12 protein-coding genes are annotated in these 16,453 nt (G+C 71.0%); 6 read left to right on the top strand and 6 right to left on the bottom strand.

From position 1 onward, the window contains the following. The first annotated feature begins 141 nt into the window (after positions 1–141). Together QE454_RS00520 and QE454_RS00525 are read left to right on the top strand one after the other, a co-directional pair. Positions 142–1,731 carry an acyl-CoA carboxylase subunit beta gene (locus QE454_RS00520; RefSeq protein WP_373458845.1) on the top strand — a complete coding sequence of 530 codons (1,590 nt, stop codon included), beginning with the start codon at positions 142–144 and terminating at the stop codon, positions 1,729–1,731. Continuing rightward, positions 1,728–1,964 carry an acyl-CoA carboxylase subunit epsilon gene (locus QE454_RS00525; protein WP_210072129.1) on the top strand — a complete coding sequence of 79 codons (237 nt, stop codon included), beginning with the start codon at positions 1,728–1,730 and terminating at the stop codon, positions 1,962–1,964. The genes QE454_RS00520 and QE454_RS00525 overlap by 4 nt, the downstream gene beginning before the upstream one ends. 325 nt (positions 1,965–2,289) lie before the next feature. On the opposite strand, the gene QE454_RS00530 is transcribed toward QE454_RS00525, so the two are convergent. The 4 genes from QE454_RS00530 to QE454_RS00545 are packed head-to-tail and all read right to left on the bottom strand — an operon-like array spanning position 2,290 to position 6,557. After that, positions 2,290–3,324 (bottom strand): hypothetical protein, encoded by a 1,035-nt coding sequence (locus QE454_RS00530; RefSeq protein WP_307459112.1) that lies wholly within the window; start codon positions 3,322–3,324, stop codon positions 2,290–2,292. After that, a complete protein-coding gene (locus QE454_RS00535) occupies positions 3,321–4,577 on the bottom strand; it encodes a sensor histidine kinase (protein WP_210072131.1) in 1,257 nt (418 codons plus the stop codon). Before QE454_RS00535 ends, QE454_RS00530 begins: the two co-directional genes overlap by 4 nt. After that, complete coding sequence (locus tag QE454_RS00540; RefSeq protein ID WP_210072132.1) at positions 4,570–5,238, bottom strand: response regulator transcription factor; 669 nt, start codon at positions 5,236–5,238, stop codon at positions 4,570–4,572. The genes QE454_RS00535 and QE454_RS00540 overlap by 8 nt, the downstream gene beginning before the upstream one ends. Positions 5,239–5,297: 59 nt before the next feature. Continuing rightward, positions 5,298–6,557, bottom strand: coding sequence for a class I SAM-dependent RNA methyltransferase (locus tag QE454_RS00545; RefSeq protein WP_307459108.1), 1,260 nt, complete (start codon positions 6,555–6,557; stop codon positions 5,298–5,300). Between the two features lie 153 nt (positions 6,558–6,710). On the opposite strand from QE454_RS00545, the gene QE454_RS00550 reads away from it, so the two are divergent. Beyond that, on the top strand, positions 6,711–7,358 hold the full coding sequence (locus QE454_RS00550; protein WP_210072134.1) for a nucleoside triphosphate pyrophosphatase: 648 nt from the start codon (positions 6,711–6,713) through the stop codon (positions 7,356–7,358). A 77-nt stretch (positions 7,359–7,435) separates the two neighbouring features. Then, complete coding sequence (locus tag QE454_RS00555) at positions 7,436–9,202, top strand: biotin carboxylase N-terminal domain-containing protein (protein ID WP_309668474.1); 1,767 nt, start codon at positions 7,436–7,438, stop codon at positions 9,200–9,202. Between the two features lie 858 nt (positions 9,203–10,060). Here QE454_RS00555 and QE454_RS00560 read toward each other — a convergent pair. Then, positions 10,061–11,521 (bottom strand): NAD(P)H-quinone dehydrogenase, encoded by a 1,461-nt coding sequence (locus tag QE454_RS00560; RefSeq protein WP_307315478.1) that lies wholly within the window; start codon positions 11,519–11,521, stop codon positions 10,061–10,063. Between the two features lie 127 nt (positions 11,522–11,648). On the opposite strand from QE454_RS00560, the gene QE454_RS00565 reads away from it, so the two are divergent. Together QE454_RS00565 and QE454_RS00570 are read left to right on the top strand one after the other, a co-directional pair. Next, positions 11,649–12,482, top strand: coding sequence for a purine-nucleoside phosphorylase (locus tag QE454_RS00565; RefSeq protein WP_307459106.1), 834 nt, complete (start codon positions 11,649–11,651; stop codon positions 12,480–12,482). Further along, positions 12,479–14,152, top strand: coding sequence for a phospho-sugar mutase (locus QE454_RS00570; protein ID WP_309668477.1), 1,674 nt, complete (start codon positions 12,479–12,481; stop codon positions 14,150–14,152). Before QE454_RS00565 ends, QE454_RS00570 begins: the two co-directional genes overlap by 4 nt. A gap of 77 nt (positions 14,153–14,229) precedes the next feature. Here the strand turns inward: QE454_RS00570 and QE454_RS00575 are convergent, their stop codons facing one another. Then, positions 14,230–16,434, bottom strand: a complete 2,205-nt coding sequence (locus QE454_RS00575) for a LuxR C-terminal-related transcriptional regulator (RefSeq protein WP_309668479.1) — start codon at positions 16,432–16,434, stop codon at positions 14,230–14,232. Positions 16,435–16,453: the final 19 nt, after the last annotated feature.

The following is a 16,453-nucleotide window of genomic DNA, read 5'->3' on the forward strand; positions in this document are numbered from 1 at the left end:
ACGGCCGGGTTCCCGGCATCCGCTTGCGTTCTCCTCCGCGGCGCGACAGGGCGGGGCATAGGCGGATGCCACAGCGCCCCGCGCATTCGCTTGTGCGCACCCTCCAACGCGGGCGGCGATGCGGTCGCTAGGGTGGAAAGCGTGACCGACCAGCCCGATCTCTTCACCACCGCCGGCAAGATCGCGGACCTCCGCAGCAGGTTCCAGGAGGCGGTCGTCGATGCCGAAGCCGCCGCCCGAGACAAGCAGCACGCGAAGGGCAAGCTCACCGCCCGCGAGCGCCTCGAGATGCTGGTCGACCCCGGCTCCTTCGTCGAGCTCGACGAGTACGTGCGCCACCGCACCACCGCTTTCGGCATGGACAAGTCCCGCCCCTACGGCGACTCCGTCGTCACCGGCACGGGCACGATCCACGGTCGGACGGTCGCGGTGTACGCGCAGGACTTCTCCACCTTCGGCGGCTCTCTCGGCGAGGTCGCCGGCGACAAGATCATCAAGGTGATGGAGCTGGCCCTGCGAAGCGGCATCCCCATCATCGGCATCCTGGACTCGGGCGGCGCCCGCATCCAAGAGGGCGTCGTGGCGCTCGGCAAGTACGGCGAGATCTTCCGACTGAACACCGCGGCCTCCGGCGTCATCCCGCAGATCTCGATCATCATGGGCCCCGCCGCCGGCGGCGCGGTCTACTCCCCCGCCCTCACCGACTTCGTCATCATGGTCGACAAGACCAGCCAGATGTTCGTCACCGGCCCCGACGTGATCAAGACCGTCACCGGCGAAGACGTCGGTATGGAAGAACTCGGCGGAGCCCACACCCACAACACCCGCTCGGGCGTCGCGCACTACCTCGCCGACGACGAGGACGACGCGATCGACTACGCGCGCGGCCTCATCAGCTACCTCCCCGACAACAACCTTGCCGAGATCCCCGTCTACGACACCCCCTTCGAGTTCGAGACGACGGATGCCGACCGCTCGCTCAACACGGTCATCCCCGACTCCCCGAACCAGCCGTACGACATCCACACCGTCATCGACGGGATCGTGGATGCGGCAGAGTTCCTCGAGGTGCAGCCGCTGTTCGCGCCGAACATCGTGATCGGCTTCGGCCGCATCGAGGGGCGCACGGTCGGCATCATCGCCAACCAGCCCTCGCAGATGGCCGGCACATTGAACATCGACGCGGGCGAGAAGGCCAGCCGCTTCGTGCGTTTCTGCGACGCGTTCTCGGTGCCCATCGTGACCCTCGTCGACGTGCCCGGCTATCTCCCGGGCACGGATCAGGAGTGGACCGGCGTCATCCGCCGCGGCGCCAAGCTGCTGTACGCCTACGCCGAGGCCACCGTGCCCCTGGTCACCGTGATCCTGCGCAAGGCCTACGGCGGCGCGTACATCGTCATGGGCTCGAAGCAGCTCGGTGCCGACATCAACCTCGCGTGGCCCACCGCCGAGATCGCCGTCATGGGCGGCCAGGGCGCGGTGAACATCCTCTACCGCGGCGAGATCAAGCGCGCAGAGGAGGCCGGCGAAGACGTCGCCGCCGTGCGCACGCGCCTCGCGAACGAGTACACCTACAACGTGGCATCCCCGTTCCTGGCTGCCGAGCGCGGCGAGCTCGACGGGATCATCGAGCCGGCGCAGACGCGCGTGTCGATCGCCAAGGCGCTTCGGGCCCTGCGCAACAAGCGCGCGAGCCTGCCCGCGAAGAAGCACGGGAACATCCCGCTGTGAGCGACGCCCCCCGCACCGACGACCCCCGCCCGTTCGTGGCGGAGGTCGTGCGCGGCACGCCCACCGAGGAGGAGCTGGCCGCGGCGATCGTCGTGGTCAGCGACGCGTACGTCCGCGAGGTGGCCGACGCCACCGTCCCCGACGACACTCCGCGCTCGCGCTGGGAGCTGTCGGCGCGGGGTCTGCGCGCCCCGCTGAACCGCACCGCGGGATGGCACGGCTTCACCGGCTGACGCGTATTCGAAATGTCCCCCGAAATACCTACAGACGGGCGGGAGACACTGCCGAATACTGGAGGAGCTGGAACGCATCACGCGTTCGGTCGGACCGCTCACTCGAGCCGGATTCGGCCGTGCGGACGGTTTTCGGGTAACCGTTCGCCCGGGTGAGGGGCTGGCGCATTCGCCGCCCCTCACCCTCATCCTCTTCCCCCGCGGAGGGCATGGCGGCGCCGACGGACCCCCCTCACGTCGCCGCCGCCGGCCGCGCGTGGTGCGAGATCGACGTGTGCGGCGCGGGGTCGCCCCGGATCAGCGAACAGGTGCCCTCGGGGCGCCGTCAGCGCGGGCGACGGATCTCTCGCCAGAGGTCGACCTGATCGTCGTCTCCCCCGGCGCTGTCGCCGGCGGAGCGCCCCACGATCGTCACGGCGATCTCGTGATGCGGCGACGTGCGGATGATCACCCGCTCCGACGACGCCTCGCGGAGGATCTCGGCCAGCTCGGCACGGATGCCGTTCAGGGCGCCGATGCCGAGCCCCTCCAGACCCCCCTCGTCGAAGAGGCTGACCGCGGAGCCGCGGCGCCTCGCGGCGTCGATCTCGGCGCGGACGCCGTCGTCGAGGAGCCGGTTTCCGCGCAGTTCATCGCGCAGGCTCGCCTCGGCGTGCCGGGCCGCCTGTTTGTCCGCGGCACGCAGATTGCCGCCGTTCTCGATGGTGCGGGCGAGGATCGGACCCGCCGCCTGCAGGGCCCGCTGCACGTGCAGCCGACGCTCGCGCTGACGACCGCTCTGCGAAGCCTGCCAGGCGGATGCCGCCTGCTGGAGCTCCGCGAGACGCTCGGCGTCGCGGGCCGCGCGATCGAGGGCGATGGTAACGAGCTGCGCCGCCGTGACCCAGACGATCGAGCCCACGAGGCCCAGACTGAGCGCCTGGAGCGGCCCGAGCCAGAAGGACGTCGAGACGGTCAGGATCAGCGTGCCGACCCAGGCGACGATCGGACGGCGCCGCACCATGACGATGGTCATGAGCGCACCGACGCCGCCGATCACCCAGGTGACGAACGGCTGCGTGCGACCGGCCTCGGTGACGGCGAGGAACGGCGCGTTCGAGACGACCACCGCGACGAAGAGGGCGAGGGTGACGCCCCACGCGGGGAGCCGCGCCCGCGTCGCCGACGACGATTGTCCCCGCCTGTCGCGGGCACCGATCGCGAAGATCCACAACCACGTCACGGGGAGGTAGATCACCAGCGCCGCGACGATCAGCCATCCGCGCACGACGGTCTCGGGCGAGGTCCAGATGAGGCCGCGCGCGGCGAGATAGGCGGTGAAGGCCAGGCCGATGACCGAGAGGATGGAGCGGACGGTCACCAGCGGTCACCGCTCTCCCACTCGAGGGTCACGGTCGTTCCGCCTGCGTGGGAGTCGATCTCGCTGCGACCGCCGACGGCGGCGAGACGCGCGTCGATCGAGCCGCGGATGCCGAGCCGATCGGCCGGGATCGAAGCGATGTCGAAACCGGGTCCGGTATCGCGCACCCGCACCGAGACGCTCCCCGGCGAGGCATAGCCGGTCAATTGCACGGTGAGGCCCTGCGCGTCGGCGTGCTGCACCGCGTTCGCGACCGCCTGCATCGCCGCGAGGACGAGCGCGCGCGCGATGCGGCCCGGCACGTGCGGCGTGCCCTCGTCGACATGACGGACCACGGTCAGATCGACCCCGAGGTCCCGAGCGGATGCCTCGATGTCCTCGGCCAGACGCAGGGCGGAGACGGGCTCGTCGCTGCCCTCCAGAGAGTCCTTCTCGGCATTGGCCAGTCGCGTCAGCGCCTCGCGGGCCATGCTGACCGCCAGCGTGCGCTCACGGGGGGTGGTCGCGCGGTCGGCCGCCAGCAGGGCCCCCAGCACGCTGTCGTGCATGAGGGCGGCCACGGCGACGCGCTCGTGCTCCGTCGCGGCCGTGGCGGCCGCTGCGGCGTAGCTGGTCACCGCCGAGGCGCGAGCCTGATCCACGTTTGCGGCGATGGAGCGGTACATCCAGCCGAGCGTCACCAGGACGCTGCCCAGGATGAGCGCGAACGAGACGTCCAGGGCGATCGGGACGAAGAACTCGCTGCGTCCGCCGGCCTGCAGCAGGCGGACCACGCCGAACAGAAGCGGCGCCGCGACCGTCCATACGACCTGCAACGACAGGGGGAAAGCGACCACGGTCGCGACGGTGGCGACGTTGACCAGGTAGAAGATCCACGGGTTCTCGGTGGGGACGGGCGTGGGTCCCCCGGCCGTGGCAACCGGCCAGAGCGTCAGCGCGAGCATGAAGACGACCGCGAACACGCCCGAGAACACCCGCGCGAAGCGCCCCACGGTGCACGCGGCGATCATGGCCACCAGCGGGACGAAGACCGAGAGCACGAGCGGGATGTGCCATCCGGCGGCCTCGTCTCCGGGCCCGAACGCCGCGACGAAGGCCTGGAGCCCCAGCACGAGCGAGCCCGGCCCCACGATGAGGGTGATGACGCGCTCGATGCGCGTCTGCGTGAACGCCCCCTGCTCCGCCTGCCCCTCGCGCGTGTGCGGGATGCGTCCCCACGCCTCGTCGAGCACGGACCGATGGTTCTCAGCCATGGAGTGGAGCGTCATCGGGTGCGTCCTGCAGGATGCCGTCTTCCATGGCCCGTCGCAGCAGATCGACCTTGGTCGGTGCCGGACGCCCCACCTCGACGTACTTCACGCGGACGCGGGTGATGTTCTCCTTGGCGGTGGAGTACGCAACGCCCAGTCGATCGGCGACCGCCTTCAGCGGCAGACCGGCGGCGTACAGACGCAGGACCTCTCGCTCGCGGGTCGAGAGCTGCGCGTCGGCGAACTCGCGATCGCCCTCGACGGCGCTGGCCCACTCGACGTTGTCGAGCACCTCTCCGCGGGCCACGGTGCTGATGGCGCCGAGCACCTCGTGCGTCGGCGACGACTTGCTGACGATCCCCGCGGCTCCGGCGGCGAGCGCCTCGCGCACCGCCGCGGCGCGGTCGGCGACGCTGTGGATGATGACGCTCGAGCCGTCGCGGACGACACGGTCGACGTTCTCCGAGACGGTCGTGCCGTCTCCGAGCGTCAGATCGAGCACGACGACGTCGGCGGGGGTGGCCGCGGCGGCCTGCCTCCACGAGAGGTACGAGGCGACGTTCGCGCCCGAGAAGACGACCTCGGTGGCTTCGGTGCGCGCGAGAGCGGCCTCCAGCCCGAGTCGGACCGATTCGTGGTCATCGATCAAGGCGACGCGCGTCATCCCCACATCGTATCGGCGCGGGGGCAGGCGGGGCGGGAGCGTTCTCGCGGTCCGGCGCGTCAGCGGCGCAGGACCGTGACAGCTTCGACGTGATGCGAGTTCGGGAACAGGTCCACACCCCGGATGCCACGCTCCGCCCGATAACCGAGCTCCGCGAACAGCGCCAGATCACGGGCGAGGGCGACGGGATCGCACGCGACGTAGACGACCGCCGAGGGAGAGAGCGCGGCGATGCCCTCCACCGCCGCGCGGCCGGCACCCGCACGCGGCGGATCCAGCAGCACGACGCCGCGCTCCAGGCGCGCGCGCTCGCGCTCCGACGCACCGGCGGCGAGGGTCTTCACGTAGCGGTCGACCCGCGCGGTCTCGGCGCGCGCGCCGACCCACTCGGCGAGGTTCTCTCCCGCGTGCTCCGTCGCACGGGGGTCGGACTCCACGCTGACCACGCGCGTGGACGCCCCGCCCAGCTCGGCGAGGGATGCGGCGAAGAGCCCGACCCCGCCGTAGAGGTCGAGGTGCATCGCCTCGGGGTCGAGCTCGCCCACCGAGGCGCGCAGTTCCGTCTTCACGAGAGAGGTCAGAGTGTGCGCGGCGAGGCGGTGCACCTGCCAGAAACCCCCGGCATCGACCCGGAAGACGCGCTCGCCCACGATCTCTTCGACGACCTCGGGTGCGGCGCTCGAGCGCTCGCCGTCGGGACGGGGAAGCACGCGGACGCGTCCGTCGGTCGGCTGGACGAGGTCGATGCGCCCGGGCCGTGCTCCCGCGCGGACCTCGGCGGCCGCGCGGGCGATCGCCTCGGTCGCGAGGGGGAGGTCGGGGGTCTCGACGACGTGGTGCGAGCGTGCGGCGTACGCGCCGACGCGACCTTCGTCGTCGACGTGGAGGCTCACGCGCGTGCGCCATCCGGTTCCATCGGTGGTCTCGGGGCGATCCGCATCTCCGGCGGGACGCAGATCGATCGGCAGCTCGAGGCGGCCGACGCGCTCCATCGCCTCGCGCACGACGCGCTCCTTCAGCACGCGCTGATGCGACAGGTCGATGTGGCCGAACTCGGCACCGCCCACGCGCTCCGCGGGATCGACGTCGATGCCGGCCGAACGCCACACGTGCGGACGACGCTCGGCAGCGGCATCCACGACTTCGACGGCCTCGGCGCGCCAGAACGCCTTCTTGCGCGTGTCGGTGAGCCGCGCGCGGACGCGCTCGCCCGGCAGCGTGTCGGATACGAAGACGACGCGCCCCTCGTGCCGCCCGACGAACACACCGCCGTGGGCGATACCGGTGATGTCGAGTTCGATGAGGTCGCCGTCGTGCATGCTCCGAGCCTGTCACATGCGGCCGGGAGAGCACCCGGCGGTCGGGCGAGACAGCGCGCCGAGGCCGCCGAAAAGGGCTCGGGCCCGCGTCGACGGGGTCGCGAGCCGGCGCGAACCGCCGACACCGAGCGCGCTCGTGGGTAGCGTTGTCGTATGCGCGTGTGCCTGGCATCCACCTCCCCCGCCCGCCTGATGCTGCTGCGGCAGGCGGGGATCGAGCCCGAAGCGCGCGCACCGCAGGTCGACGAGGAGGCCGTGGTCGCCGAGGTCGAGGCCGCCGAGGGGCGACGTCTGCCCGCGACGGAGCACGTCCTGCTGCTCGCGCGCCGCAAGGCCGAGGACGTCGCCCGGCGACTGCACGCCGAAGAGCCCGACTTCGACGGGTTCGTCATCGGCGGCGACTCCATGTTCGCGCTCGGCGACGAGATCCTCGGCAAGCCCTACACACCCGAGGCGGCGACCGCACGCTGGCTCGACATGCGCGGGCGCACCGGCGTGCTGCACTCCGGCCACAGCGTGTTCCGCCTCTCCCCCGGCAGCGAGCCGCGTGAGGCACACGCCGTGGCGGAGGCGTCGGTGACCTTCGCCGACGACGTGGATGAGGACGAGATCGCCGCCTACGTCGCCAGCGGCGAGCCCCTGCTCGTGGCGGGGGCCTTCACGGTCGACAGCCTCGGCGGCGCCTTCATCGAGCGCGTCGAGGGCGACCCCTCCACGGTGGTCGGGATGTCGCTGTCGACCATTCGTCGTCTCGTGCGGGAACTCGGCGGTTCGTGGACCGCACTGTGGAACCGTTCGTAGACTCCCCCACACGTTTTTCGGCGTTTCTTGTCGAGGAGGGTCAAAAGGCAGGGGTGCCCCCTCGCTAGGCTGGGAGGATGCCGAAGATCGCCAAGGTCCTTGTCGCCAACCGCGGCGAGATCGCCGTCCGAGTCATCCGCGCCGCCCGTGATTCGGGGAAGGCCTCCGTCGCCGTCTACGCCGATCAGGACCGTGACGCTCTGCACACCCGCCTCGCCGACGAGGCGTACGCCCTGGACGGGGCGACGAGTGCCGACACCTACCTGTCGATCGAGAAGATCCTCTCGGTCGCCCGCCGCTCCGGCGCCGACGCCGTCCACCCCGGCTACGGCTTCCTCGCCGAGAACGCCGACTTCGCCCGCGCCGTGATCGGCGCCGGCCTCGTGTGGATCGGCCCCTCCCCCGATGCCATCGAGGCCCTCGGCGACAAGGTCACGGCGCGTCACGTCGCCGAGAAGGTCGGCGCACCGCTGGCCCCCGGAACCCCCGGCCCCGTCTCGAGTGCCGACGAGGTCATCGCCTTCGCCGAGCAGGTGGGCCTGCCCATCGCCATCAAGGCCGCATACGGTGGCGGCGGCCGCGGGCTCAAGGTCGCCCGCGAGCTCGACGAGGTCGCCGAGATGTTCGAGTCGGCCACGCGCGAGGCGGTCGCCGCCTTCGGTCGCGGCGAATGCTTCGTCGAGAAGTACCTCGACAAGCCGCGGCACGTCGAGACCCAGTGCCTCGCGGATGCCGCCGGCAACGTCGTCGTCGTCTCGACCCGCGACTGCTCGCTGCAGCGCCGTCACCAGAAACTGGTGGAGGAGGCCCCGGCCCCCTTCCTCACCGACGAGCAGAACGCGGTGCTGTACTCGGCATCCAAGGCCATCCTGAAAGAGGTCGGCTACGTCGGCGCGGGCACCTGCGAGTTCCTCATCGGCGCGGACGGCACCATCTCCTTCCTCGAGGTCAACACGCGCCTGCAGGTCGAGCACCCCGTGTCCGAGGAGGTCACCGGGATCGATCTGGTGCGCGAGCAGTTCCGCATCGCCGAGGGCGAGGAGCTCGGCTACGACGACCCCGCGCCGACCGGCCACTCGATCGAGTTCCGCATCAACGGCGAGGACCCGGGCCGCGGCTTCCTGCCTCAGCCCGGCCCCATTCACGTCTTCAAGACGTTCGGCGGTCCCGGCATCCGTCTCGACTCCGGCGTGACCGCCGGCGACAGCGTCTCGGGCGCCTTCGACTCGCTGCTGGCGAAGATCATCGTCACCGGTCGCGACCGCGCCGAGGCACTCGAGCGCGCCCGCCGCGCGCTCGACGAGTTCGAGGTCGCCGGTATGCCGACCGTGATCCCCTTCCACCGCAAGGTCGTTCGCGACCCCGCCTTCACCGCTGAGAACGGCGAGTTCGGCGTCTTCACGCGCTGGATCGAGACCGAGTTCGTCAACGACATCCCCGCGTGGGACGGCGAGCTCGAAGCTCCCGCCGCCGCACCCGGCCGCCACACCGTGGTCGTCGAGGTCGGTGGCAAGCGCCTCGAGGTGAGCCTGCCCGACCGCATCACCGCTGCCGCCCCCCAGGTGGGCCGCCCGGCCGTCGCTCCCCCCACGCGCCGCTCTCACGGGGCGTCGCCCACCGCCGGAGCCACCGGAGACGCGGTCAAGTCGCCGATGCAGGCCACGATCGTCAAGGTCGCCGTCGAGGAGGGCCAGCAGGTCGTCAAGGGCGACCTGGTCGTCGTGCTCGAGGCGATGAAGATGGAGCAGCCGATCCAGGCCCACAAGGACGGCACGGTCGCGGGCATCGACGCCGCCCCCGGCACCACCGTCTCGGCCGGTCACCAGTTGCTGCTGATCAGCTGACGTCGCGCTCCGATCGACCGGCGCCGCGCCCCCTCGGGGGTGCGGCGCCGTCGTTCGTCTCCGGCGTCCCTCCCCGCCGCCCCACCTCACGCATAAACGCTCTCCGCGCGCAGAAACACGAGCACAACGCGTTTCCGCGGGCAGGAAGCGTTTATGCGTCGCCCAGAACCCGCAGGACGACCACCCGGCGACGGATGCCGCAAGCCCACGGCATCCGCGCTCAGTCGTCGGCGGGGCCTCTCCCCCGCGCAGAAACACGACCCCCGCACAGAAACACGAGCACAACGCGTTTCCGCGCGCAGGAAGCGTTTATGCGTCACCCAAACCCAGCGGGACGACCACCCCGCGACGGATACCGTAAGCCCACGGCATCCGCGCTCGGTCGTCGCCGGGTCCTCTCCCCACGCGGAAACGCGATCCCCGCACAGAAACACGAGCACAACGCGTTTCCATGCGCAGGAAGCGTTTATGCGTCAGCCAGACCCCGCGGGACGACCACCCGACGACGGATGCCGCTAGCCCACAGCATCTGCACGCTCAGTCCCCGACGGGGCCTCTCCCCCACGCAGAAACGCAATCCGCGCACAGAAACACGAGCACAACGCGTTTCCACGCGCAGGAAGCGTTTATGGGTCAGCCAGACCCCGCAGGACGGCCACCGGACGACGGATGCCGCTAGCCCACGGCATCCGCACGCTCAGTCCTCGGTGGGGCCTCTCCCCCGCGCAGAAACGCGATCCCCACGCAGAAACACGAGCACAACGCGTTTCCCCGCACAGAAAGCGTTTATGCGTCAGCCAGACCCCGCGGGACGGCCACCCGGCGACGGATGCCGCGAGCCCACGGCATCCGTAACGCTCAGTCCTCGCCGGGGTCGTCGCGGTCGACGATGTGCATGGCGCGGGCGGCGTCGGTGATGCTCGACGTGAGCGAGGGGTACACGGCGAACACGCGCGCGACCTGGTCCACGGTCAGGCGACGCTCGACGGCGATCGCGATCGGGTAGATGAGCTCCGACGCCTTGGGGCCGACGATCACGCCGCCCATGACGGTGCCGCTGCCCTCGCGGGCGATGAGCTTGACGAAGCCGTCGGTGATGCCCTGCATCTTGGCGCGGGGGTTCGCCGAGAGCGGGAGCTTGCGCACCTTGCCGGCGATGCGCCCTTCGATGACGTCCTGCTCGCTGAAGCCGACCGTGGCGATCTCGGGCGCGGTGAAGATGTTCGCGGTGATGCGGCGGGTCTCGAGCGGGATGACGACATCGCCCAGCGCGTGGAAGATGGCCTGACGGCCCTGCATCGAGGCGACGGATGCCAGGGGGTAGAAGTTCGTGCAGTCGCCGGCGGCGTAGATGTTGGGCACCGAGGTGCGGGCGACGCGGTTGACGCGGATGTGCCCCGACGGGGTCATCTGCACACCCGCCTGCTCGAGACCGAGGCCGGCGGTGTTGGGGATCGAGCCGACCGCCATGAGACAGTGGCTGCCCTCGATCGTGCGTCCGTCGGCGAGGGTGACGACCACCCCGTCGCCGGTGTTCACGACCGAATCGGCCCGCGCCTTCGACAGCAGCGTCATGCCGCCGCGCTGGAAGACGCGTTCGAGGACGGCCGCTGCATCCTGATCCTCACCGGGGAGCACCTGGTCGCGGCTCGAGACGAGCGTGACCTTCGCGCCGAGGTTCATGTAGGCCGAGGCGAACTCCGCACCCGTCACGCCCGAGCCGACGACGATCAGGTGAGAGGGCACCGACTTCATGTTGTACAGCTGCGTCCACGTGAGGATGCGCTCGCCGTCGGGCTGGGCCGAGGGGAGCTCCCGGGGCGAGGCGCCGACCGAGACGACGAGGGTCTCGGCCTCGATGCGATCGAAGTCCGTGCCGCCGGCCTCGGTCGAGACGACCACGGCGCCGTTGCCGTCGAGCCGGCCGTGGCCGGAGATGATGCGCACGCCCGCCTCGAGGAGCGAGGAGCGCATGTCGTCGGACTGCTGACGGGCGAGGGACAGCAGACGCTGATTGACGGCGGCGAGGTTGATCGCGACCTCGGGGGTCAGGGGCTTGCCCCGGTCGTCCTTGGCGAACAGCTGCACGCCGAGGCTGCTGGCGTTGCGGATGGCGACGGCCGCATCGGCGGTGGCGATGAGGGTCTTGGAGGGCACGACGTCGGTGATGACGGCCGAGCCGCCCACGCCGGCGCGCTCGACGAGGGTGACGTCGGCACCGAGCTGGGCCGCCGACAGAGCGGCCTCGTACCCGCCGGGGCCGCCGCCCACGATCGCGACGGACTGCTTGCGCTCGAAGCTCTGCACCATGGCATCCATTCTGTCAGCGCCGGGTGGGTGCCGATGCGCCACCCGGCCCGCCCGCCCGCCCGCCCGGCCACCCGGCCCGCCCGACACGGCCGTGTGCCGTCTGGCCCGCGGGCCCCGCAGTTTCTAGAGTGGGGGAATGTCCTACAGCACTTCTCACCCGCTCGACGACCCGGCGGTCGACCCGTTCGAGGTCGCCACGGCCGCAGCGGCCGACATCGCCCGTCTCTCGGGCGTCGAGCACCACGACATCGCCGTGACCCTCGGGTCGGGCTGGGGCCGCGCCGCCGAACTCATCGGCGAAGAGACGGCGTCGTTCCCGGCCACCGAGGTCACCGGCTTCAGCAAGCCCGCTCTCGAGGGGCACGTCGGCACGCTCCGCAGCGTCCGCACCCCGGGCGGTAAGAACGTCCTCGTCATCGGCGCGCGCACGCACTACTACGAGGGCCACGGCGTCCGACGGGTCGTGCACAGCGTGCGCACGGCCGCGGCGACGGGCGCGACCACGATGATCCTCACCAACGGGGCCGGCGGCATCCGCGAGACGTGGAAGCCCGGTCAACCCGTGCTCATCAGCGACCACATCAACCTCACCGCCGACTCGCCGCTCGAGGGCGCGACCTTCGTCGACCTCACCGACCTGTACTCCAAGCGCCTGCGCGCGATCGCGCGCGAGATCGACCCCACGCTCGACGAGGGCGTCTACACGCAGTTCCGAGGGCCTCACTACGAGACCCCCGCCGAGGTGCAGATGGCCAAGGCCATCGGCGGCCACATCGTCGGGATGTCCACGGCCCTCGAGGCCATCGCCGCACGCCAGGCGGGCATGGAGATCCTCGGCTTCTCGCTCATCACGAACCTGGCCGCCGGCATCCAGCAGACCCCGCTCAGCCACGCCGAGGTGCTCGAAGCCGGCCGCGAGGCCGAGCCGGTGATCTCGGCACTGCTGGCCCGCGTGATCGGCTCGCTGTGAGCGAGTATCTGTCCGCCGCCCGCGCCTGGCTCGCGCAGGACCCGGATGCCGTGACCCGTGACGAGCTGACTCAGCTCATCGCACGCGTCGAGGGCGGGGATGCCGAGGCGACCGCCGACCTCGAGGACCGCTTCGCGACCCGCCTGGCCTTCGGCACCGCCGGGCTGCGCGGCACTCTCGGCGCGGGATCGAACCGCATGAATCGCGTGCTCGTGGCCCAGGCCGCCGCGGGCTTCGCGGCGTACCTGAACGAGCGCTCCTCCGGCGAGGCGCCGACCGTCGTGGTCGGCTACGACGGTCGGCGCAACTCCGATGTGTTCGCGCGCGACTCGGTCGAGATCTTCGCCGGGGCGGGCCTGAATGCGATCCTGCTGCCCCGGCGGCTGCCCACTCCCGTGCTCGCCTTCGCGGTGCGGCACCTGGGCGCCGACGCCGGCGTGATGGTCACCGCCAGCCATAACCCGCCGGACGACAACGGGTACAAGGTATACCTCGGCGGCGACGACCAGGGCGCCCAGATCGTGTCGCCGGCCGACGCCGAGATCGCCGCCCACATCCAGCGCATCGCCGACGCCGGTGACGTCACGGTGCTGCCGCGCTCGGTCGGGTACGCCAACGCCCCCGAGTCCGTCGTCGAGGCGTACATCGCGTCCACCGCCGAGGTGGCCCCGGCGCCCGCGGGAGCCTCGGGACTGCGCTGGGTGTACACCGCGATGCACGGCGTGGGATGGGAGACGTTCTCGCGCGTGCTGACGCAGGCCGGATACCCCGCGCCGGTGCTCGTCGAGGCGCAGATCCACCCCGACGGACGCTTCCCGACGGTGGCCTTCCCCAATCCCGAGGAACCCGGCGCGATGGACCTCGCGTTCGAGACGGCGCGGGTGTCCGACGCCGAGCTGGTCATCGCGAACGATCCGGATGCCGACCGCCTCGCCGTGGCGATCCCGGATGCCGAGACCGAGGGCGGATGGCGCCGGTTGAGCGGCAACGAGATCGGTCTGCTGTTGGGCTGGCGTGCGGCGCGCGCCGCGGCCTCGGCCGGAACGGGCGGCACTCTGGCCTGCTCCCTCGTCTCGTCGCCCGGTCTGCAGGCGGTGGCCGAGCACTACGGTCTCGACTTCCGCGCGACACTCACCGGGTTCAAGTGGATCTCGCGTGCACCGGGGATCGTCTTCGGCTTCGAGGAGGCGCTGGGCTACCTCGTGAACCCCGACGTCGTCCGCGACAAGGACGGGATCTCCGCCGCGATCGCACTGCTGGGCATGGCCGCCGACGCCCGAGCCCAGGGCCGGACCGTCGCGGACCTGCTCCGCGAGTTCCGGGAGACGTTCGAGGCCTTTGCGAGCGACCAGATCTCGATCCGGGTCACCGATGTGAGCGAGATCGCCGGGATCATGGCATCCCTGCGTGCTCATCCGCCCGTCGCGGTCGGCGAGGTCGGCGTGAGCCGCATCGACGATCTGCTCCTCGGGGTGGACGGGCTGCCGCCCGGCGACGTGCTGCGCCTGTGGCTCGAGGACGGCTCGCGCCTGATCGTTCGCCCCAGCGGCACCGAGCCGAAGCTCAAGCTGTATCTCGATGTGCACGCGGGTTCGGCCAAGAAGGCCAATCGTCGTCTGACGGCGCTGCGCGCCGGCGCCGAGGAGTTGCTCGTCGCCGCACGAAGCTGACGAGCGTCGTCCCGCGTCCGGATCACGGACGCGGGACGACGACGAGGGTCGGCGTGCGCCCCGTAGGCGCCGTCGACTCAGCGGCTGCCGGCCGCCAGTGACGCGGGCACGGACGAGAACCTCTCGTAACGCCCCATCCCCAGTCGTGTTCGCGCGTGGTGCAGGTGGGACTCGACGGTTCGGACCGACAGACTCAGGCGAGCGGCGATCTCGGCGTTCGAGAACCCCGACGCGGCGAACTGGACGACCTCCCTCTCGCGCGCGGTCAACACTTCCAAGCGCGCCACGTCGCGTCCGGTCATCGTTCGCAACTCGTCCACGAAGGCGTGCAACGAGGCGATGTCGAGCTGCTGGGTGAGGAGCTCGGCACGCTCGAGAACCTCCTCGGCCGGGACTCCGCTCTGCAACTGGAAGCGCAGAAGCACGGGCACGAGGATGGGCATCGTCCGCTGGGCTTGTTCGAGCACCCGTTCCGCTCGCGCAGCGGCCGCGAGCGGCCGACGACTCGCGGCGTCGAACAGCGCGCACACGGTGTCGCGGACGGCACCGAACCCCCCACGACCCCAGTCCTCGGAGACGGCGTCGATACGCTCGATGGCGGCGGCGGCGTGCACGAGATCGCCGTTGACGACGAGCGCCGCCGCGCGGACGACCTCGCACCAGATGCGTACCGGCTCCGTGGGGCTCCCGTCGATGAGTCCCAGGCTCAGCAGGGCGTCCGCAGGTCGACCCCGGATGACCTGGATCGACGCGTCCGTGAGAGCGAGCAGCGCCACATCGTCTTGCCGATCCTCCCACCGTGCGACCAGCAGGCGACGCCGCGTGGCCCTCTGGACCAGGTCCAGATCCTCTCCGAGCATCATCAGGGCGAAGGCGTGCAGCCGGAAGACCGTGAAGTTCGACTCCACGTCCATCCCGTGCGTCTGATGCCGTCGGTGCAGGAGCTCGTGCACTCTCGCGCTGTCGCCGCGCGAGGCCTCGAAGGCCGCCTGACACGCCTCGGTCAGACTGACCGTCTCCTCGTCCGCGTGCGGGTCCAGCATGGTCAGGTCGTCCGGAAGATCGGGGGCCGACCCGCTGGACAACGACAGGGCGTTGACCGAGCACTCCAGCCGAAGCCGCCACGCCTCGTCGTCAGGGGCCCAGTCGGCCAAGGTCCGCAGCCGTTCCAGGGCCGCGTCGATCCCCGTGCAGGTGGCGAACAGGACGTTCACGTGCACGTGGAGAGCCCCCTCGCGCTCCTCCTTCGTCGTGGGAACGGGGTAGTGATCCAGCAGACGTTCGGCCTCGGAGTACTCCCCGAGAGCGACGCGGGCGAGGATGAGCGCGGAGAACGCGGTCGCATCGGGCTTCGCCTCGAGCACTCTTTCCGCGACGGGTAGGGCCTCACAGGGCGAACTCGACCGCGCGAGCGCGAGCGCTGCCCGCGGAAGGATCCGGGCGAGGGCCTTCTCGAGCGACGCGTCGCCCGCCGCGTCGGCCCACCGCGCGCAGAACTTCTCCTCCCCCGACGTCAGACGCGACGACTGCCGGGAGAGAAGGAGCAGTTCTCGCGCCAGAGCTCGCCGCTCGTCGTCGAAATCGCCGAGATCGCTCGAATCGGTCACCATCCGCGCGATCACACCGCTCACGGCGGAGGTACTGGGATCCGCCCCCGCCGACAGCAGGCCGCCGTCGTGCAGCCGCGCAAGGACGTCGGAGGCGACGATCGACCCGAGATGCCCGTGGGGCACGGGCCCGAGCTCGGCCAGGGCCGCGAGGATCCGTCGCTCACGAGCGTCCAGGGGAGCGAGCATCTTCATCGCGGATGCCACGACCGCACCCGGGAGAGCGTCACTCTGGGGGTCGATCGGGAGAAGCGCATGAAGACGCCCGCGGGCCGCCGCCGCTTCGACGATCTCACGCACGAGGGCCGGGCTCCCCCCGCTGAGGTGGTGCAGCGCCATGTGCCACGCGTCGTCCGCGCGATCGGCCCCGTAGCGGGCCGTGCGCAGGGCATCGCCGAGATCCGCCGTCTCGCGCAGAGACAGCGGCGGCAAGGGGATGGCGAGCGCCTCGGACTGATCGAACATCGGGCGCAGCGTCTCCCATCGCTCCGCACTCGCCGACGCCACGACATGACGAGGCGACATCGCGGCCAGGAAGACGGTCGGCGTCGTGCGGAAGGCGTCGATGAGCGGGGCCAGCACCGGGTACGGGAGCAGGTCCAGGTCATCGACGACGAGAGGGATGTCGTGGGCGAGCGCGTCGATCAGGGCGGCGACATCGTCCTCCCCCGTCACCGGATGCCGGTCCGTCGTG

Source organism: Microbacterium sp. SORGH_AS_0454 (assembly GCF_031453395.1).
Taxonomy (GTDB): Bacteria; Actinomycetota; Actinomycetes; order Actinomycetales; family Microbacteriaceae; genus Microbacterium.